17 protein-coding genes are annotated in these 17,015 nt (G+C 63.0%); 11 read left to right on the forward strand and 6 right to left on the reverse strand.

Annotated elements, in window-relative coordinates; all coding sequences use genetic code 11:
* Positions 1 to 94: 94 nt before the first annotated feature.
* The 3 genes from rfaE1 to YU3_RS0121250 are packed head-to-tail and all read left to right on the forward strand — an operon-like array spanning position 95 to position 2,781.
* The gene (rfaE1, locus tag YU3_RS0121240; protein ID WP_027168139.1) at positions 95 to 1,579 is read left to right on the forward strand and encodes a D-glycero-beta-D-manno-heptose-7-phosphate kinase; all 1,485 of its coding nucleotides are present in this window, start codon (positions 95 to 97) and stop codon (positions 1,577 to 1,579) included.
* Between the two features lie 7 nt (positions 1,580 to 1,586).
* The gene (locus tag YU3_RS0121245; protein WP_027168140.1) at positions 1,587 to 2,159 is read left to right on the forward strand and encodes an SIS domain-containing protein; all 573 of its coding nucleotides are present in this window, start codon (positions 1,587 to 1,589) and stop codon (positions 2,157 to 2,159) included.
* Positions 2,152 to 2,781 carry an HAD family hydrolase gene (locus YU3_RS0121250; RefSeq protein WP_027168141.1) on the forward strand — a complete coding sequence of 210 codons (630 nt, stop codon included), beginning with the start codon at positions 2,152 to 2,154 and terminating at the stop codon, positions 2,779 to 2,781. The genes YU3_RS0121245 and YU3_RS0121250 overlap by 8 nt, the downstream gene beginning before the upstream one ends.
* A gap of 68 nt (positions 2,782 to 2,849) precedes the next feature.
* Here the strand turns inward: YU3_RS0121250 and YU3_RS0121255 are convergent, their stop codons facing one another.
* Positions 2,850 to 3,326: an Lrp/AsnC family transcriptional regulator gene (locus YU3_RS0121255; protein ID WP_027168142.1), complete on the reverse strand. Its 477-nt coding sequence runs from the start codon at positions 3,324 to 3,326 to the stop codon at positions 2,850 to 2,852.
* A 338-nt stretch (positions 3,327 to 3,664) separates the two neighbouring features.
* On the opposite strand from YU3_RS0121255, the gene trxB reads away from it, so the two are divergent.
* Complete coding sequence (trxB, locus tag YU3_RS0121260) at positions 3,665 to 4,639, forward strand: thioredoxin-disulfide reductase (RefSeq protein WP_027168143.1); 975 nt, start codon at positions 3,665 to 3,667, stop codon at positions 4,637 to 4,639.
* A gap of 72 nt (positions 4,640 to 4,711) precedes the next feature.
* Entirely contained in the window at positions 4,712 to 5,608 is an 897-nt protein-coding gene (locus YU3_RS0121265) for a LysR family transcriptional regulator (RefSeq protein ID WP_027168144.1), read from the forward strand.
* Positions 5,609 to 5,620: 12 nt separating this feature from the next.
* On the opposite strand, the gene YU3_RS0121270 is transcribed toward YU3_RS0121265, so the two are convergent.
* The 3 genes from YU3_RS0121270 to YU3_RS0121280 all read right to left on the reverse strand — a co-directional run bounded on the left by YU3_RS0121270 (position 5,621) and on the right by YU3_RS0121280 (position 10,168).
* Positions 5,621 to 6,118: an isoprenylcysteine carboxylmethyltransferase family protein gene (locus tag YU3_RS0121270; protein WP_027168145.1), complete on the reverse strand. Its 498-nt coding sequence runs from the start codon at positions 6,116 to 6,118 to the stop codon at positions 5,621 to 5,623.
* A 787-nt stretch (positions 6,119 to 6,905) separates the two neighbouring features.
* The gene (locus tag YU3_RS0121275) at positions 6,906 to 8,954 is read right to left on the reverse strand and encodes an elongation factor G (RefSeq protein WP_027168146.1); all 2,049 of its coding nucleotides are present in this window, start codon (positions 8,952 to 8,954) and stop codon (positions 6,906 to 6,908) included.
* Positions 8,955 to 9,310: 356 nt separating this feature from the next.
* Positions 9,311 to 10,168, reverse strand: coding sequence for an alpha/beta hydrolase (locus tag YU3_RS0121280; RefSeq protein ID WP_027168147.1), 858 nt, complete (start codon positions 10,166 to 10,168; stop codon positions 9,311 to 9,313).
* Positions 10,169 to 10,315: 147 nt separating this feature from the next.
* On the opposite strand from YU3_RS0121280, the gene YU3_RS0121285 reads away from it, so the two are divergent.
* Together YU3_RS0121285 and YU3_RS0121290 are read left to right on the forward strand one after the other, a co-directional pair.
* Positions 10,316 to 10,867, forward strand: coding sequence for an isoprenylcysteine carboxylmethyltransferase family protein (locus tag YU3_RS0121285; RefSeq protein WP_027168148.1), 552 nt, complete (start codon positions 10,316 to 10,318; stop codon positions 10,865 to 10,867).
* 45 nt (positions 10,868 to 10,912) lie between these two features.
* The gene (locus tag YU3_RS0121290; protein WP_027168149.1) at positions 10,913 to 11,308 is read left to right on the forward strand and encodes a cupin domain-containing protein; all 396 of its coding nucleotides are present in this window, start codon (positions 10,913 to 10,915) and stop codon (positions 11,306 to 11,308) included.
* Positions 11,309 to 11,440: 132 nt separating this feature from the next.
* On the opposite strand, the gene YU3_RS0121295 is transcribed toward YU3_RS0121290, so the two are convergent.
* Positions 11,441 to 12,643, reverse strand: coding sequence for a pyridoxal phosphate-dependent aminotransferase (locus tag YU3_RS0121295; RefSeq protein WP_027168150.1), 1,203 nt, complete (start codon positions 12,641 to 12,643; stop codon positions 11,441 to 11,443).
* Positions 12,644 to 12,865: 222 nt separating this feature from the next.
* Here YU3_RS0121295 and YU3_RS0121300 point away from each other — a divergent pair, with 222 nt between their 5' ends.
* The 3 genes from YU3_RS0121300 (at position 12,866) to YU3_RS0121310 (ending at position 15,458) form a co-directional block, all read left to right on the forward strand.
* Positions 12,866 to 13,768 (forward strand): EAL domain-containing protein, encoded by a 903-nt coding sequence (locus YU3_RS0121300; protein ID WP_027168151.1) that lies wholly within the window; start codon positions 12,866 to 12,868, stop codon positions 13,766 to 13,768.
* Complete coding sequence (locus YU3_RS0121305) at positions 13,765 to 14,625, forward strand: EAL domain-containing protein (RefSeq protein WP_027168152.1); 861 nt, start codon at positions 13,765 to 13,767, stop codon at positions 14,623 to 14,625. Before YU3_RS0121300 ends, YU3_RS0121305 begins: the two co-directional genes overlap by 4 nt.
* Before the next feature lie 221 nt (positions 14,626 to 14,846).
* Positions 14,847 to 15,458, forward strand: a complete 612-nt coding sequence (locus YU3_RS0121310) for a glutathione S-transferase family protein (protein WP_027168153.1) — start codon at positions 14,847 to 14,849, stop codon at positions 15,456 to 15,458.
* A 452-nt stretch (positions 15,459 to 15,910) separates the two neighbouring features.
* Here the strand turns inward: YU3_RS0121310 and YU3_RS0121315 are convergent, their stop codons facing one another.
* Positions 15,911 to 16,123 carry a cold-shock protein gene (locus YU3_RS0121315; RefSeq protein ID WP_027168154.1) on the reverse strand — a complete coding sequence of 71 codons (213 nt, stop codon included), beginning with the start codon at positions 16,121 to 16,123 and terminating at the stop codon, positions 15,911 to 15,913.
* A 426-nt stretch (positions 16,124 to 16,549) separates the two neighbouring features.
* Between YU3_RS0121315 and YU3_RS0121320 the strand changes: the two genes are divergently transcribed.
* A complete protein-coding gene (locus YU3_RS0121320; protein ID WP_027168155.1) occupies positions 16,550 to 16,879 on the forward strand; it encodes a hypothetical protein in 330 nt (109 codons plus the stop codon).
* Positions 16,880 to 17,015: the final 136 nt, after the last annotated feature.

Raw genomic sequence — 17,015 nt, forward strand, 5'->3', positions numbered from 1 at the left:
CGCCCGAATTGCGGTATATCGGCATCGCGAACGTGACAAGTGCCAGAAATCCCGAGCTTCAAACCGACCGGAATCCGCCCTCAGGCGCAGTGAGATGATCAAGCACCCTTTGCCTTCCCCCGAACCTTTGCATCGCACCATCGCCCGGTTCGGCGACGTCACCGTGCTGGTGGTGGGCGATTTCATTCTCGACCGCTTCGTCAGCGGCGTGATCGAGCGCATCTCGCCGGAAGCCCCGATCCCCGTGCTGCATGGAAGGGGCGAGACGTTGAACATGGGCGGCGCCGGCAATGTCGTCTCCAACATCGTTTCGCTGGGTGCGGCCGCCATACCCGTCTCGGTGATCGGTGCCGACCAGGCGGGTAACAATCTGATGCGCATGCTCGGCGAGATCGGCGTCGACACGGACGGGCTTCTGCAGCGCCAGGACCGCATGACGTCGTCGAAAAGCCGCTTCAGCGCGCTCAACCAGCAGGTGCTGCGTTTCGACGAGGAAGAGATCAAGCCGCTCTCTTCCGCCGAGCGGGCGAAGCTCATCGATCGTTTCCAGGCAGCGCTTGGCCGCGCCGACATCGTCATCCTCTCCGACTATGGCAAGGGCATCCTGCTCGACGGTGTCGCCGGTGAGCTTATCGCGATCTGCCGCGATGCCGGCAAGCCGGTTCTGGTCGATCCGAAGGGACGAGACTATGCGCGCTATGCCGGCGCGACGGCGGTGACGCCGAACCGCAAGGAGCTTGGCGAGGCCGTCGGGCGCAAGGTGTTCGGCGACGACGAGATCGTGGACGCTGCGCGCGACCTGATCGCCACGCATGATTTCGAATTCATCGTCGCCACGCGCAGCGAGAAAGGCATGAGCGTGGTCTCCGCCGAGGATGCCCGCCACATCTCCACGCAAGCGCGTGAAGTGTTCGACGTTTCGGGCGCCGGCGACACGGTTATTGCGACATTCGCCCTTTCACTCGCGGCCGGGGCCGACCGCGTGCACGCGGCCGTCATCGCCAATGCGGCCGGCGGCGTCGTCGTCGGCAAGCGCGGCACTGCGCGGCTGAACGTCGAGGAGCTGTCCGGCGCGCTGTTCCGCTCACATGGGCCGACTGCCCATACCGACGCCATTCTTGACGCCAATGCCGCAGCCAGGATGGTCGCGGCGTGGAAGGAAGAGGGGCTGGCTGTCGGCTTCACCAATGGCTGCTTCGATATCCTGCATGCCGGCCATGTCAGCCTGCTGCATGCCGCGCGCAGCCAGTGCGACCGGCTGGTGCTCGGCCTCAACAGCGACGCCTCGGTGCACCGGCTCAAGGGGCCGGGGCGCCCGGTCAACAACCAGCACGACCGCGCCTGCGTGCTGGCCGCGCTTGCCTCGGTCGATGCCGTCGTCGTCTTCGAGGAAGACACGCCGCTCAAGCTGATCGAGGCGCTCCTGCCGGACATCCTGGTCAAGGGCGCGGACTACACGATCGAGACCGTGGTCGGCGCCGATGTGGTGCAAAAGGCGGGTGGGCGCGTGGTGCTGGTCGACCTTGTCGCCGGCAAGAGCACGACGAACACGATCGGCAAGCTGCGTGCCGCAAACTGAGGGTCTCATGTCCGATTTGAACGACTACCTGGTCCGCTCCGCGGCGGCGATCTCGACGATGGTCGAGCGCGACCTCACCGGCGAGATGGAACGCGCGGTGAGCACGGTCGTGACGGCGCTTTCACACGGCAAGGCGCTGCTGATCTGCGGCAATGGCGGCTCGGCCAGCGATGCCATCCACATCGCCGGCGAGCTGGTCGGCCGCTTCCTGAAGGAACGCAAGGCCTACAACGTCATTGCGCTGCCGGCCAACGCCGCTGTGCTGACCGCCTGGGGCAACGACTACGGCTTCGACACCGTGTTCTCGCGCCAGGTCGAGGCGCATGGCTCGGAAGGCGCTGTGCTGCTGGCGATTTCGACCAGCGGCAACTCGCCGAGCATCCTTGCCGCCGCCGAGCAGGCGCGGGCGATGGGGATGACGGTGATCAGCCTGACAGGCGAGAGCGGCGGCAAGCTCAAGCCGCTGACCGACATCCTGCTCAACGTGCCGTCAACCTCGACGCCGATCATCCAGCAGGGGCATCTGTGCCTCTACCATCATCTGTGCGAGGCGGTCGAAGCGCGTCTCAGCGATGGCTGAGAGCTCGGGCTTTCCGCTTGCCGAGCCCGGCCTGTGGGTCGAGCGGACCAGCGCCAGAAGCTTTCCAGCCGGCCGGCCGGCGCTGTTCCTCGATCGTGACGGCACCATCAATGTCGATACCGGCTATCCCGACGATGCGGCGGCGATGGTGCTGCGCGACGGCGTCGCGCCGGTCATCGAGGCCGCGAACCAACACGGCATTCCGGTCGTTGTCGTGACCAATCAGTCCGGTATCGCGCGCGGCTATTTCGGTTGGGACGCCTTCGCCCGGGTCAACAAGCGCGTGCTCGATCTTCTGGGCGAACGGAATGCCTTCGTCGACATGGTGCTTGCCTGCGCCTACCACGAGGCCGGCGCCGGCCCATTGGCGATTGCCGATCATCCGATGCGCAAGCCCAATCCGGGCATGCTGCTGGAGGCGGGCCGCCGGCTTGAGCTTGACCTGAGGCGCTCGCTGATCGTCGGCGACAAAACAGCCGATATGGAAGCCGGCCGGCGCGCTGGCTTACAGCAAGGCTGGCTAGTCGATTGCGATGCCTCCGCGATGGGCAGGCTTTCGGTTTCGCCGTTGCGCGATGCGACGGACCTAAAGGGCCTGCTCACCGCGATCCGATCGCTCTGATCGCAGATTGATTCAAGGCCGGGCGCTAAGCTGCTGCTTTTTCGAAGAATTTTTCGGAATCCGGCACATCAGGCCGGAAAAGCCACCAGCCCCTCGTCCTTGACGCGGCGGATGGTCAAGGCGGTGCGTACGGTGTCCACGTTCGGGGCGGAGGCCAGTTCCTCGATGACGAAGGTCTGGAAGGTGCCGAGGTCGCTCGCCACGCAGTGCAGCAGGAAATCGGATTCGCCCGAGACCATCCAGGCGTCGCGCACGATCGGCCAGCCGCGCGTGCGTTCGGCGAAGGTCTTCAGCTCGGCATCGGCCTGATGATGCAGGCCGATGAGGCAGAAGGCGACGACATCCATGCCGAGCGCCGGCGCGTTGAGCAGGGCCCGATAGCCACGGATGATGCCGGCCTCCTCCAACCGCCTGACGCGACGCAGGCAAGGCGGCGCCGAGATGCCGACGCGGCCGGACAATTCGACGTTGGTCATGCGCCCATCGCTCTGCAGCTCGCGCAGGATCTTCCAGTCGATGGCGTCGAGGTCGGCTTTGAGCGGCATGGCTGTCCCGGCTGTGCGCAAGAATCTTTCGCAATTTTGTAATTAAACGACTTTTGTGTCCGCGCCAGCCCTAAAGCGCGCCGCGCTGAAACGGATTCAGGCGACGTGCTTTAAGTCTTTGTTTTGATGCATGTCGTTGTCCCGGAACCGCAGCGCACTTCTGGGCGACATGCATTGGCCGAAGCGATTTTTCAGGCGTAACAAAAGTCGCGATTTCGCGAATACCTGCTCAGCCACAGCTTTCCGGGGACGACGATCCGTTCGTCTTGCTGCCATGGGTGGCAACCCTTACATTAAGCCCAACAAGCCACGGCTTTGCGCCGCAGGGGACTTTTTTCATGAACACCAGACACGCACCCGTTCTCATTATCGGTTCCGGTCCCGCCGGCTACACGGCGGCGGTCTATGCCGCTCGCGCCATGCTGAAGCCGATGCTGGTCGCCGGCCTGCAGCAGGGCGGTCAGCTGATGATCACCACCGATGTCGAGAACTATCCCGGCTTTGCCGACCCGATCCAGGGGCCGTGGCTGATGGAACAGATGCTGAAGCAGGCCGAGCATGTCGGCACCGATATCGTCAACGACATCATCACCGAGGTAGACCTCAATGTGCGGCCGTTCCGCGCCACGGGCGATTCCGGCACCGTCTACACTGCGGATGCGCTGATCATCGCCACCGGCGCGCAGGCCAAGTGGCTCGGCATCCCGTCGGAGCAGACCTTCATGGGCTTCGGCGTTTCGGCCTGCGCCACCTGCGACGGGTTCTTCTATCGCGGCAAGGACGTCGCGGTAATCGGCGGCGGCAATTCCGCGGTCGAGGAAGCGCTCTATCTGTCGAACCTCGCCAAGAGCGTCACCGTCATCCACCGGCGCAGCGATTTCCGCGCCGAGCGCATCCTGCGCGAGCGGCTGCTCAAGAAGGACAATGTCCGCATCATCTGGGACACGGTGGTCGACGAGATCACCGGCCGTCCCGGCAAGACGCCGCTGCCGCCTTCGGTAGAAGGCCTGACGCTGCGCAATGTGGTGACCGGCCAGGAATCGAAGCTGCCGGTCGATGGCGTCTTCGTTGCGATCGGCCATGCGCCGGCTGTCGAACTCTTTGCCGGCAAGCTGAAGCAGAAGCCGAACGGCTATCTGTGGACGGCGCCGGATTCGACCCGCACCGACGTGCCCGGCGTGTTCGCCGCCGGCGACGTCACCGACGACATCTACCGCCAGGCGGTGACGGCGGCTGGGCTTGGCTGCATGGCGGCGCTGGAGGCTGAGAAATACCTGGCGGGAATCGAGGTTCACCGCGAAGCGGCGGAATAACAAGCCGGCTGAGAAAAGCCGTTTAAAAGCCTGATTTTTCATTCAGACGCCAAAGGCAACGCGAGGGGAATCATGGCGCTGGACTGGGATAAATTGCGCGTATTTCACGCAGCGGCGGAGGCCGGGTCGTTCACCCATGCCGCCGAGACGCTGCATCTGTCGCAATCGGCCATTTCGCGGCAGGTCAGCGCGCTCGAGCATGACGTCGGCGTGGCGCTGTTCCACCGCCATGCGCGCGGCCTGGTGCTGACCGAGCAGGGCGAAATGCTGTTCCGCACGGCGCATGACGTGCTGATGAAGCTGGAAACCATCAAGACGCGGCTGACCGAGACCAAGGACCGGCCGTCGGGCGTGCTCAGGGTGACGACCACGGTGGGCCTGGGCGCCGGCTGGCTGACCGAGCGCGTGCAGGAATTCATCGAGCTCTATCCCGAGATCAGCCTGCAGCTGATCCTCGCCAATGAGGAGCTCGATCTCACCATGCGCCAGGCCGATTGCGCCATACGGCTGCGCCAGCCGCAACAGCCGGATCTTATCCAGCGCCGGCTGTTCACGGTGCATTTCCATCTCTACGCGGCGCCGTCCTATATCGCGAAGTTCGGCAGGCCGGCCTCGATCGCCGAGCTCAGGAACCATCGCATCGTTACCTTCGGCGTGCCGGTGCCATCGCATCTGTCGGAGCTGAACTGGCTGGAGACGGTCGGCGATTTCGAGGGCGCGCAGCGGGTGCCGACGCTGCAGATCAACGACATCCTGTCGATCAAGCGCGCGGTGCAGGGCGGCGCCGGCATCGCCATGCTGCCGGACTATGTGATCAACAAGGACTCGAACCTGGTGCAGTTGCTGCCCGAAACCGAGGTGCCGTCCTTCGACACCTACTTCGCCTATCCCGACGCGATGAAGAACCAGGCGAAGCTGCATGTCTTCCGCGATTTCATCATCGCGAAGGCCCGTAGCTGGTCTTATTAAGTAGGGCGCAGTTCACCCACGCCAGGGCGTCAGCCGCGGCAGCCAGCCGGGGACGGCGCGGCGGTAGGTTTCGTATTCAGCGCCATAGCGGCTGGCGAGCGTCGGCTCTTCATAGAGTTTGACGAAGGAGATCATCGCGGCCGCGGTGATCAGCCCGTAAATGATGACCGACCAGCTGGAAAAAAGCAGCGCCTGTCCGAGGATGATCGACAGCACCGCTACATACATCGGGTTGCGCACATGGCGGTAGATGCCGCCGACGACCAGCTTCTCGGTTGGCGCGACGGGAGCGGGCGTGCCGAGGCCCTCGAGGGCAAAACGGGCGAAGGCATGAAGCAGGACCGCGGCCGCTCCAACCACAAGAATGGAGCCCGCAGCCACGAAGCCCGGCACAACCGACAGAGGTTTGCGGTAGTGGTCGGTCAGCAGCCATGGCACCAGTCCGGCGACAACGCCCGGCGCGACGACAAGGAATAGCGCGCTGCCGGCGATTGCCGAAAAAGTCCGCATCAGACTCTCCTGCCGCAAAAATAAACTCGGGCTGCCCGAATCCACATCATTTGGGATTCAGCGTATTTCCGGAACAAAATCGGCTCATTTCGCATATCAGCAATCGCTTTTGGCGCGGAAAGGCCCATGATTTCAGCCATTTTTCCTGGTCCTATCGGTTCCGGGAACAAGTTGGACCACAGCCTGCGTCTTTTTGCATGCGTGTGTTGCAAAATAGATGCTTGTTTCTTGGGCATGATGAGCACATATATATTCACATCTCCAGGGCGCGTTCTCCTCCCATTAGCGCCCTCGAGTGTTCCCCTCTGGAGGTTAGCCTTAATCGGCACTTCCAATCAAACTCAGCCGGATCTTTATTGATCCGGCTTTTTTGTTGCCCGCGTGCCTTCGAGCCTGCGGAAGAACGACTGAATCCGCCACGTAACAGTGACATGTAACATCAGGTAACATGTCGCAGACGCACTCTATCGATTAAGTAGATCATAGGACGCGGTTGGTCGGTTCGGGAGATGGGGGCATCACTCGAAATGACCGGGCTCAGGCAGCTACCGCGTCCGAACCATTTTTTCCGGATGCGGCGGACCCGTCGTTGCCTCCCAGGAAAACGGTCCGCAATAGGAACGGCGTCCGGATCATCCGGACGCCGTTTTCATATCCGCAGCGGAAGCCGCCAGGCGGGCCGACCTGCTAGTGCGTTTCACCGTTTCACGAAAACGGTGAAACGCACTATCTCCTTGTTTTTACGCAATTCCGGACGGAAAACCGCTCACACTTTTCCTGGAATTGCTCAAGCGGCTTTGCCGTTGGCGTTCATCGCCTCATCGGCGAGGCGGCCGGTGAGCTCGGCCATATGGTCGAAAGCGGCCTTGTAGCTGGCGACGCCAGCCGTCGCCGAGCGCAGCTCGATGATCAGGTCACCGATTTCCGCCTGCGGCATGGTCGCCTCGACCACGTCCCAGCCCGGCCAGTCGGGTCGCGCGTCATAGCCTAGGATCTGGCCGCGGCGCTGCGGGATCAGCGCGATGATCTTCGAGGTGGCGTCGGAAGGCGTGACGATCTCGACCTTCATGATCGGCTCCAGCAGGACCGGCGAGCAGGCCGCCATGCCTTCCTTCATGGCGAGCTTCGCCGCCATCTGGAAGGCCATGTCGGAGGAGTCGACGGCATGGTAGGAGCCGTCCGACAGGTTGACGGCAACGTCGACGACCGGGAAGCCGAGCGGCCCTGTCTTCAGATAGTCGCGAATGCCGGACTCCACCGATTGGATGTAGGTCTTCGGCACCACGCCGCCGGTGATGGTGTCGGAGAACTGGAAACCGGAACCGCGCGGCAGCGGCTTGATCTCGATCACCACGTCGCCGAACTGGCCGTGGCCGCCGGACTGCTTCTTGTGGCGGCCACGCTGCTGTACCGATTTGCGGATCGTCTCGCGGTAGGGCACCGCCGGGGCATGGCCCTCGATCGGAATCTGGTTCTTGCCCTCGAGGCGTTCGCGCACCACGCGCAGATGCATTTCGCCGTGGCCCGAAAGGACGGTTTCGGCGGAGTCCTGGTTGTGGCGCAGGTTGAGGGAGGGATCCTCCTCGGCCAGCCGCTGGATCGCCGCCGACATCTTGACCTCGTCCTTGCGCTCCTTGGGGCGAAGCGCGAAGGCAAAGACGGGCTGCGGCGGCTCAAGCGCGACCAGCGGCCGGATGCCGCCCTTGGCCGAACTCAGCGTCTGGCCGGTCTTGACGTTGTCGAGCTTGCCGAGCGCGACCGTGTCGCCTGCCTTTGCGGATGTCTGCTTGATCTGGTCCTTGCCGAGCATCCTGTAGATACCGGAAACCTTCGCCGTATCGCCATTGGAAACGAAAAGCTCGGTCGCGTCGGCCAGTTGGCCGGAAAGCATGCGCGACACAGAGAGCTTGCCGCCATGTGCGGTGTGGATGGTTTTCATCACCTGCACCACCGTCTGGCCGTCCGGCGCGCCAAGGCGCTTCCTCGTTGCCTCGACATCCGGCGCATCGTGGCGAATGGCCTTCAACAGGCGCAGCACCCCATTGCCCTTTTCGGCCGTGCCGATCAGCACCGGCGTCACAGCGCCGGTGCGCAGGTCGGCCGAGAGATCGTCGAAGACCGCATCCTTCGGCGGCTCAATCTCCTCCAGCAATTGCTCCATCAGATGATCGTCATGGTCTGCGAGCGTCTCCAGCATGGAGAAACGCGCTTCCAGTTCGCGCGCCTTGTCGTCGCCAGGAATTTCGGCGACTTCGCTCTCGGCGTATTCGCGGTAGATATAGGCGCGTTCCAGCGCCAGATCGATCGAGCCGATGACGACGCCGTCCTTGCGCACCGGAATCTGGCGCAGCAGCAGCGGTACCGAACTTGCCGGCTGCAGCATCTTCAGCGTGTCGCGCACGCCGGCAATCGCCTTGTCGACCTTGTTGAGGAACAGGATGCGCGGCACGCCGAGATCGTCGAGCTTGCGCATGATGAGCTGCAGCGCCGGGATCTTCTTCTCGTCGGCCTCGGCGACGACGACCGCGAGGTCGCAAGCGGCAAGCACCGGCTCGGCCTCGAAAGCGAATTCGATGGAGCCGGGGCAGTCGACGAAGGTGAGCTGCTCGCCCATGAATTCGGTGGTAGCGAAGGTCGCCTCGACGCTCATGGCGTGGGCGCGGGCCTCGGGCGAATGATCGGAAACGGTGTTGCCCGATGAAACTGGTGACTGGCGGGGAATGGCGCCCGTGCGGGCGAGTATTGCTTCGAGAAGTGTTGTCTTACCGCTTGCAAAGGGACCGACTATGGCAATGCATTTCGGTCCCGTGCGTCGTCCTCCGGCGCGAGTACCCATGGCTGACCTCCACTCAGGCGTTTCCCAAGAGAGCGATCAGCAAAAGTGGAAACCGGTTTTGCGTCCGATCGCACCCTATGCAGAGCGGCGGCCGGCCTGCTCGGCCGTCGCGGGCGGGGTTTATCCACCCCTTCCCAAGGCCATCGTCACACGGGTTTGCCGGGAGGGCAAGAAAAATAGGATATTCGCTGGCTTGGGTTGGCCGGGTCGTCATTTTGTTTGTCAGGCGGCGAGGGGCAAGAGCGCAGCCGTTAGAAAGCCATTGAGACCAAGCCGTCGCCCGCCAATTGGGTCGTCCCCGCCACCCATCGATGATGATGGTCAAGAAGCCAGAACCGGAAGGTGTCAATACAGGCTCAGCCGGCCTCGGTTCGGCGCTCCGGCCTGGCTGCGCTCTGCTTCGCTACCGTCTCGGCAAAGCGTGACAGCAGCGGATTGAACAGGTCCGGCTTTTCCCAGAACGGTGCATGGCCGGCGCCGGATATGACATGGCACTGTTCCCACAGCGAGGCGTAGGCCACCGTCTCGAAGTAGCTCAGCCGCACGAGCGGGTCATGCTCTCCATTGATCACCGCGACCGGGAACGGGGCATGCTCGATTACCTGTTTTTGGTCGGCGCCCTTGCCGGCAAACATGCCGAACGCCACGCCCGAGCGCAGCCTGCCGTCGGTGCGCCTTATCGCCTCGCGGAAAGACGGACTTGCGCTGTCGCCGAAGCAAAGCGCCTCAAAGCGCTCGATGTCGCGTTCGGAGTAAACCTTCTTGGAGGTGAGCAGCACGTCCCAGTTGGCGTGAAAACCGCGCAGCATGCCGAGCGGCCCTCTCGACACCGGCGGCGCTCCGGTCAGCACCAGACCGCTCACCGCATGGTGGAAGCTGGCAAGTTCGATCGCCACATGGCCGCCAAGCGACCAGCCGAAGATGATAGCCTGGCCAATGCCCAGGCTATCGAGAAGGCGGGCTGTGGTCTGGGCGAGGCCGGTAATCGTATAGGCTGCGGCCGGGTCGCGGGCATCGGAGGAGTCGCCATGGCCGGGCAGGTCGAAGGCGATCAATCGGTGGGCATCGGCGAGCGGACTGTCGAACTGACGGGCAAAAACGGCGCGCGAACTGCCCGAGCCATGGATCATGACGATGGGCATGCCCGAACCAGACGACTGGCTGAGGCGCAAATCGGCCTGTGGCGTGCGGATTGTGCGGTCAGTGACGCTCATGCTGGATTAGACCCTCAGATTTGCCTGGCGGCCAACATCGCATCAGGGGCTCTATATCTTCTTTAGGCATGTGGTTAAGAAAGGATTTCTAGAATAGACGGCCGGCATGACCACCGGCTGCATCGCAACCACCGTGGAATCCCGACAATGGAACTAGTCCTCGATCTTCTGGTCTCGATTTGCAGCATTGCGACCATTGGCCAATATGTTTGGTCGATGCGGGCGCATTTCCAATTGCAGGCCACGTCACCAGGCGCCATCGTGATTTCGGCGGCGGTGATTGCCACGGCGCTTTTCTTTCTCGCCATACTGTGGATCGAATCGCAGCCGGTTCCGGCAAAGCTCACCGGGCTCGCCGTCGAACTGGCAAGCTCTGCCCTATTCTGGTGGGCGATTGCCACGTCGCGCAAGGCGCGGCTGCACTTCGCCTTCGCGTCCGACAATCCGCACAGCCTGCTGACCGATGGCCCCTACCGCTATATCCGCCACCCTTTCTATTCGTCCTACATCATCTTCTGGATTGGATGGGGGATCGCGACCTGGTCCATCTGGGCGGTGGTGCCGGTCGCCGGGATGGCCGTCCTCTATGTGTTTGCGGCGTTGGGCGAAGAGAAGAAATTTTCGCGTACGCCGTTGGCGGGCGACTACCAGGCCTATCGCGGTCGAGCCGGCCTTTTCTGGCCGCGGCTGGGGTGGTAGCCAGCACCAGGGCAGGGCAGGGTACCCAAACTGAAGGATTGCCAGATGAAGATCATTGCGTGCGGCAGCGTGCCGACGATCGTCGCGCCGGAGGCGTATTTCACCGGGCGGGTGCTGCAGACGCCGATCATCGAGAAAGAAGCGCCGGCGAGGCTCAGAGCGACACTGGTCAGTTTCGAGCCCGGCGCGCGCACCCATTGGCACACGCATCCGCTTGGGCAGACGCTCTATGTCACCGCAGGCGCCGGACTTGTCCAGACCTGGGGCGGGCCGGTCCAAGCGATCAGGGCAGGGGATGTCATTTCCTTCGCACCGGGCGAAAAACACTGGCACGGCGCCGGATCGAAAACCGCCATGACCCATGTTGCCATGCAGGAGGCGCTGGATGGCGTCCACGCCGACTGGCTGGAGCAAGTTTCCGACGAGCAATATAACGGCTGATCAGCGCCTGTCGCGGGCGCCGGCCGAAGCGCGCTCTGCCAGGCGGGCGAAGCAGCAGGCGTGACGTCGATCGACGCTCAAGAAAAAACCCGGCGTGAAGCCGGGTTCTCTCGTTTGGCGGCTTTGCGTCGGTCAGGTCAGCGACGCGGTAAAGCGCTGGATGCGCGTGCAGGCTTCCTCCAGCAACGCTTCCGACGTGGCGTAGGAGATGCGGAAGTTCGGCCCGAGGCCAAAGGCCGAGCCGAACACCACTGCCACACCTTCCGCCTCCAGCAGTTCCGAGCAGAAGGCCTCGTCATTGTCGATCACCTTGCCCGTCTTGGTCTTCTTGCCGATCAGCTCAGCGCAGGACGGGTAGACGTAGAAGGCGCCTTCCGGCGACGGGCAGGAGATGCCGCGCGCCTGGTTGAGCATCGAGACGACGAGGTCGCGCCTGCCCTGGAAGATCGCCTTGTTCCTGGCGATGAAATCCTGCGGACCGTTGAGCGCCTCGACGGATGCCCATTGCGCGATGGTGCAGGCGCCCGAGGTCTGCTGACCCTGGATCATGTCCATCGCCTTGATGAGCGGCACCGGGCCGGCGGCGTAGCCTATGCGCCAGCCGGTCATGGCATAGGCTTTCGAGACGCCGTTCATGGTCAGCGTGCGCTCATAGAGGTTCGGCTCGACCTCGGCTATGGTCTTGAAGACGAAGTCGCCATAGGTCAGGTGCTCATACATGTCGTCGGTCAGCGTCCAGACCTGCGGATGCTTGAGCAGGACATCGGCCAGCGCCCGGAGCTCGGCCTCGGTGTAGGCGGCGCCAGACGGGTTGGACGGCGAGTTCATCAACAGCCACTTGGTCTTCGGCGTGATCGCCTTTTCAAGCACTTGCGGTGTCAGCTTGAAGCCGTTGCCGATCGAGGTGTCGGCGAAGACCGACGTGCCGCCGCAGATCGCCACCATTTCGGGATAGCTCACCCAGTAGGGGCGCGGGATGATAACCTCGTCGCCAGGGTTCAACGTCGCCATGAAGGCGTTGAACAGGATCTGCTTGCCGCCGGTGCCGACGATGGTCTGCTCCGGCCGGTAATCGAGATTGTTCTCGCGCTTGAACTTCCTGGCGATCGCCTCGCGCAGCGGCACGATGCCGGAAACCGGCGGATATTTGGTCTCGCCACGGCGGATCGCCTCGATCGCCGCGTTCTTGATGTTGTCGGGCGTATCGAAGTCCGGCTCGCCGGCGCCGAGGCCGATCACGTCACGGCCGGCATTTTTCAGCTCGCGCGCTTTCTGCGTCACCGCGATGGTCGCGGAAGGCTTAACGCGGGAAAGGGCGTCGGCAAGAAAGGCCATGACGAAATGTCTCCTAGGAAAGGCGGCCAGGAGCGACCGCGGCGCCTCTCATGTCGCATCATCGGGCGAAGCGCAAGCATTGAGCGATGAGCCAGAGGTCAAGGAGGCGTGACCAAGGTTAAGCCTGCGTGAGCGGCAACGCTAAATTCATCAACGGCCGGTAAACCCTTGGCTGGCAGGATCGCAGATCGAATTGCGCCAGTTGCACGGAACGAGGAAGCTTTGTCGCGTAGCATCGGGCTTGCCCACATCATCCGTCATGATGACGGCACCTCGACCGGTGTCTGGGGCATCTATACGCTGCAAAGCGCGTTCCAGCCGATCTTCGCCTTCAACGAAGGCAAGCTTTCGGTCGTGGCCTTCGAGGGGCTGATCCGGCCGTTTCGCGACGGCGAGCCGCAGTCGCCTGCGGCATTTTTTGGTACCTGCCCGGCTGGCGACCGGCTGCATATCGAGGCGCTGACGCGCACGCTGCATCTTCTGAACGCCGGCGCCTGCCTGCCGCAAGAGGCGTCGGTCTTCGTCAATTTCGACCCGTCGGTCTTCACCGATCGCAGCATCGCCGACAAGGCATTGCGCGACATGCGGCTGGTGCTGCACGAAGCCGGCATCGACCCGCGCCGCATCGTCTGCGAGGTCACCGAGCAGAAGTCGGCGTCACAGGAAACGCTCTACTCCTTTGTCGAGGCGCTTAGGGCCAATGGCTTCCGCATCGCGGTGGACGACTATGGGGCCGATGAATCCGACATCAACCGGATCAAGGAGCTCAAGCCCGACATCGTCAAATTCGATGCGCATTGGATCACCCAGCTGATGGAATCCGGCGCCGGCTTCGCGTTGCTGACGGCGATGGTGCAGAGCTTCGAGAACCAAGGTATCCGCACCGTCTTCGAAGGCATCGAGGAAGGCTGGCAGCTGGAACTTGCCGAGAGGTCCGGTGCCTCCATGGTGCAAGGCTATGTGCTCGCCCGGCCCGAGCTTGCCCCCACCAGCTTTCGCGTTTTCAGCACGGGCGCGCAACAGCCGGCGGCCGACGAGAGCAAGGCATCGGCTGCCCCAAACCCTACGGCTTCGGCGCGGCGGGCCCGGCCAGCGAAAGTGTTCGGGCGCAAGGTCTCGCCATGAGCGGGAGGCGTGAGAGGCGGCGCGACGTCGCCACGGCGATCTTCGCCGACGAAATCGGCCTGCAGTTCGGCATCTATGGCGAATTCCGGTTGTGGAGTGCCTACCAGCCGATTTTCGCGCCGGAGGGCGGGGTACTCAAGGCGGTCGCCGTCGAGGGGCTGATCGAGCCGCGGCGTATCGCTGAGCCGGTGACCCCGTCGATCTTTTTCGACGGCATTCCCGCGGCCGACCGGCTGTTTGTCGAGACGATGTGCCGGATGCTGCATCTCGGCAACTACCGCAACATCGGCGTCGAGGGACTGACGCTGTTCTTCAACTATAATCCGCTGATCAACGACCATCTCGGGCGCGCGCTCGCCGAAATCCGGCTGATGACCAGGCGTCTCGGCGATTTCGAGCTGGAGCCGGGCCTGCTGGTCTGCGAGATCACCGAGCAGGCCGCCGACGATCACGTTCTTGCCAGCCTCGTGCGCGAAATGCGGCGCGACGGCATCCGCATCGCCATCGACGATTTCGGCACGGGACATTCGACCGAGGCGCGCATCAACCTGCTTGAGCCCGACATCGTCAAGATCGACGGCGGCTGGTTCGCCGAGCTCTGCCGCCATGCCGCCGCCGAGCGCTTCTTCCGGCCATTGGTGGGGATGCTGCACGAGCGCGGCGCCAAGGTGCTGGTCGAAGGCATAGAGCACGCGCAGCATCTGCGCGTGGCACTCGAGGGTGGCGTCGATCTGCTGCAGGGTTTCCATCTTGCCCGCCCGGCGCCTGCCGGCGTGATCTTCAAGGACGAACCGCTTTCCGTCGACGCTCTGCTCGACGCCAACAACAAGATCGTGCCCCTGCACCAGCGTCGCTGATGCTCGATCCCAAAACCATCAGCGCCGCTGATGGTTCTTCTCAAAAACAAATCACTGGATGAAACCCGCCGTGGCGCGTTAGAGGCTTAAAGCGCGTCGCGCTGAAACGGATTCAGGCGACGCGCTTTGAGCTTTTTGTTTTGATGCATGTCGTTGTCCCAGAACCGCTGCACACTTCTGGGCGACATGCATTTAGCGATCAAACGCGCGAGGTATGTGGCATGATCCTTTACGACATGGCGGGCAGCGGCAATTGCTACAAGCCGCGGCTGTTGATGGCCAAGCTCGGCATTGCCTTCACCCGGGTCGAGGTGAACTCGCACACCGGCGAGACGCGCAGGCCCGACTACGTCGCCAAGAATCCGAACGCGATGGTGCCGATGCTCGAGCTCGACGACGGCAGGCGCATTACCGAGAGCAACGCCATCCTGCTTTATCTTGCCGAAGGCACGCGCTTCCTGCCGGGCGACAAGTATGGACGCGCGCTGGCTTACCAATGGCTGTTCTTCGAACAGTACAGCCATGAGCCCTATATCGCGGTGCGCAAGGCGCTTCTGACATTCCCGGAACGGGCGAAGGACGCCACGCCGGAACGGCTGGCGCAGACGCTGGAGCGCGGCAACAAGGCGCTGGGCGTCATGGACAAGCACCTGGAGCAGAACGCCTTCTTCGCCGGTAGCGCTTACAGCGTCGCCGACATCGCGCTTTATGCCTACACCCACACCGCCGGGATGGGCGGCTTCCAGCTCGACGCCTATCCAGCCGTCGCCGCATGGCTCAAGCGCGTCGAGGCGGATAACGGGCACGTGCCGATCGAGTGGGTGCCTAGCTGACGCCGACGATTGGCGAAAGGCTGGGCGACAGCTTCCTTCTCCCCGTTCACGGGGAGAAGATGGCGGCAGCCAGATGAGGGGCCGCGCCGGCCTTACTAAGTCAGCCAAAATGGCAGTTCTGAAACGTTGGCGCCGCCCCTCATCGCCCTGCCGGGCACTCTCCCCGTAAACGGGGAGAAGGAGGCAGTTTCGCCCAAAATTCAGACAACAAAAAAGGCGGGCAATGCCCGCCTTCCTGTGCCGGTAGCCTGATCGGGAGCGTCTGGTCCGGGCTGGCAGCTATCTGCTGTTCCAGCTTGTCGGGTCTTTTCGCTCCGGCGCGCTTATCGCGCGGCCGTCAGTACATCCGTGACTTGCCGCGCGCCCCGAACCTTCGTTCGGCGCGCGCCTTTACTTTGTCGCACCTTGCTGCGCCAAGCGGTTACGCCTGGCTGCAAAATGCTTAAGCCAAATCAGGCTGCCTTGCTCAGAGACCCAGCGGCGGACTTGCCGGTGCGGCGATCCTGCTCGATCTCGAAGTTGATTTTCTGGCCTTCAGCCAGGCTGGTCATGCCAGCGCGCTCAACAGCGGAGATGTGGACGAAAACGTCCGCGCCGCCATTGTCAGGCTGGATGAAGCCGTAGCCCTTGGTGGCGTTGAACCACTTGACCGTACCAGTTGCCATATAGAATGCCCTTCACATTTGCTTTTGTTTGACCGGACCAAACGCCCGGCCGGCGGTATCGAAATTTTGGAGATAGACGTCAGCAAACGCGAAGATCGCGGCCCGATCGATCGGCCAAATTCAATGCCGCGGATATAGGATAGTTTGAGCAAGAAAACAAGATGGGTCGCTCGGGGCGTGTCGCTCGGGCGCTGTCGGCATCTCGTCCTCATCGTGGAGAAATTGGAGCGGCGTATGGAAGTTTTGACAGCCGCCCCGCGTTGTGGAGAATGAGGTGCTCGCCGGTGGAAAGCGGTCCGCCGTTTCACGGAAACCTCGAACCGCTCCAAGCGTTTGCTTGGCGCAATTCCGGACGGAAGGCTACGGCGAAGTCGCCGAGCCTAACCGCTACGCACTTTTCCTGGAATTGCTTTTAGGAGAGGAACCATGAAGACCATTCTGCTTGCCGCTTGCTTGCTGCTGATGGCCGCCGAGGCGCAGGCGGCATCGCGCTACGATCCGACGCGCATGAGCTGCAACCGGGTGCAGGCGACGATCGCCAGGCAGGGCGCCGTCATCCTGCGCTATCAGTCGACGCGCGTGCCGGGGCTGCCGCTCTACGACCGCTATGTGCGCGACGAGCGCTTCTGCGACGCGGGCGAGGTGAGGGCGCGTGCTTACGTGCCGAGCGCCGATACCAGATCCTGCGCTGTCTATGTCTGCAAGCGTCCGGATTTCGAGCGGCGCTTCCGCCGCCGGTTCTTCCACGACAACTAAAGCGCGTCGCGCTGAAACGGATTCAGGCGACGCGCTTTAGGTTTTTGTTTGGCTGCATGTCGTTGTCCCAGAACCGCTGCACACTTCTGGGCGACATGCATCAGGCCAGTCATCGACCGCACCGGAAGCCTTCGCT

Origin of the sequence: Mesorhizobium sp. WSM3224, assembly GCF_000427725.1 — a bacterium.
Taxonomy (GTDB): Bacteria; Pseudomonadota; Alphaproteobacteria; order Rhizobiales; family Rhizobiaceae; genus Mesorhizobium.

Bases quoted from the DNA above. Each gene is read 5' to 3' on its own strand.
- YU3_RS0121285 (WP_027168148.1), top strand. From the start codon at position 10,316: ATGGAACTAGTCCTCGATCTTCTGGTCTCGATTTGCAGCATTGCGACC.
- YU3_RS0121290 (WP_027168149.1), top strand. From the start codon at position 10,913: ATGAAGATCATTGCGTGCGGCAGCGTGCCGACGATCGTCGCGCCGGAG.
- rfaE1 (WP_027168139.1), top strand. From the start codon at position 95: ATGATCAAGCACCCTTTGCCTTCCCCCGAACCTTTGCATCGCACCATC.
- YU3_RS0121310 (WP_027168153.1), top strand. From the start codon at position 14,847: ATGATCCTTTACGACATGGCGGGCAGCGGCAATTGCTACAAGCCGCGG.
- YU3_RS0121315 (WP_027168154.1), bottom strand. From the start codon at position 16,123: ATGGCAACTGGTACGGTCAAGTGGTTCAACGCCACCAAGGGCTACGGC.
- YU3_RS0121270 (WP_027168145.1), bottom strand. From the start codon at position 6,118: ATGCGGACTTTTTCGGCAATCGCCGGCAGCGCGCTATTCCTTGTCGTC.
- YU3_RS0121275 (WP_027168146.1), bottom strand. From the start codon at position 8,954: ATGGGTACTCGCGCCGGAGGACGACGCACGGGACCGAAATGCATTGCC.
- YU3_RS0121250 (WP_027168141.1), top strand. From the start codon at position 2,152: ATGGCTGAGAGCTCGGGCTTTCCGCTTGCCGAGCCCGGCCTGTGGGTC.
- YU3_RS0121265 (WP_027168144.1), top strand. From the start codon at position 4,712: ATGGCGCTGGACTGGGATAAATTGCGCGTATTTCACGCAGCGGCGGAG.
- YU3_RS0121295 (WP_027168150.1), bottom strand. From the start codon at position 12,643: ATGGCCTTTCTTGCCGACGCCCTTTCCCGCGTTAAGCCTTCCGCGACC.
- YU3_RS0121255 (WP_027168142.1), bottom strand. From the start codon at position 3,326: ATGCCGCTCAAAGCCGACCTCGACGCCATCGACTGGAAGATCCTGCGC.
- YU3_RS0121305 (WP_027168152.1), top strand. From the start codon at position 13,765: ATGAGCGGGAGGCGTGAGAGGCGGCGCGACGTCGCCACGGCGATCTTC.
- YU3_RS0121245 (WP_027168140.1), top strand. From the start codon at position 1,587: ATGTCCGATTTGAACGACTACCTGGTCCGCTCCGCGGCGGCGATCTCG.
- YU3_RS0121320 (WP_027168155.1), top strand. From the start codon at position 16,550: ATGAAGACCATTCTGCTTGCCGCTTGCTTGCTGCTGATGGCCGCCGAG.
- YU3_RS0121280 (WP_027168147.1), bottom strand. From the start codon at position 10,168: ATGAGCGTCACTGACCGCACAATCCGCACGCCACAGGCCGATTTGCGC.
- trxB (WP_027168143.1), top strand. From the start codon at position 3,665: ATGAACACCAGACACGCACCCGTTCTCATTATCGGTTCCGGTCCCGCC.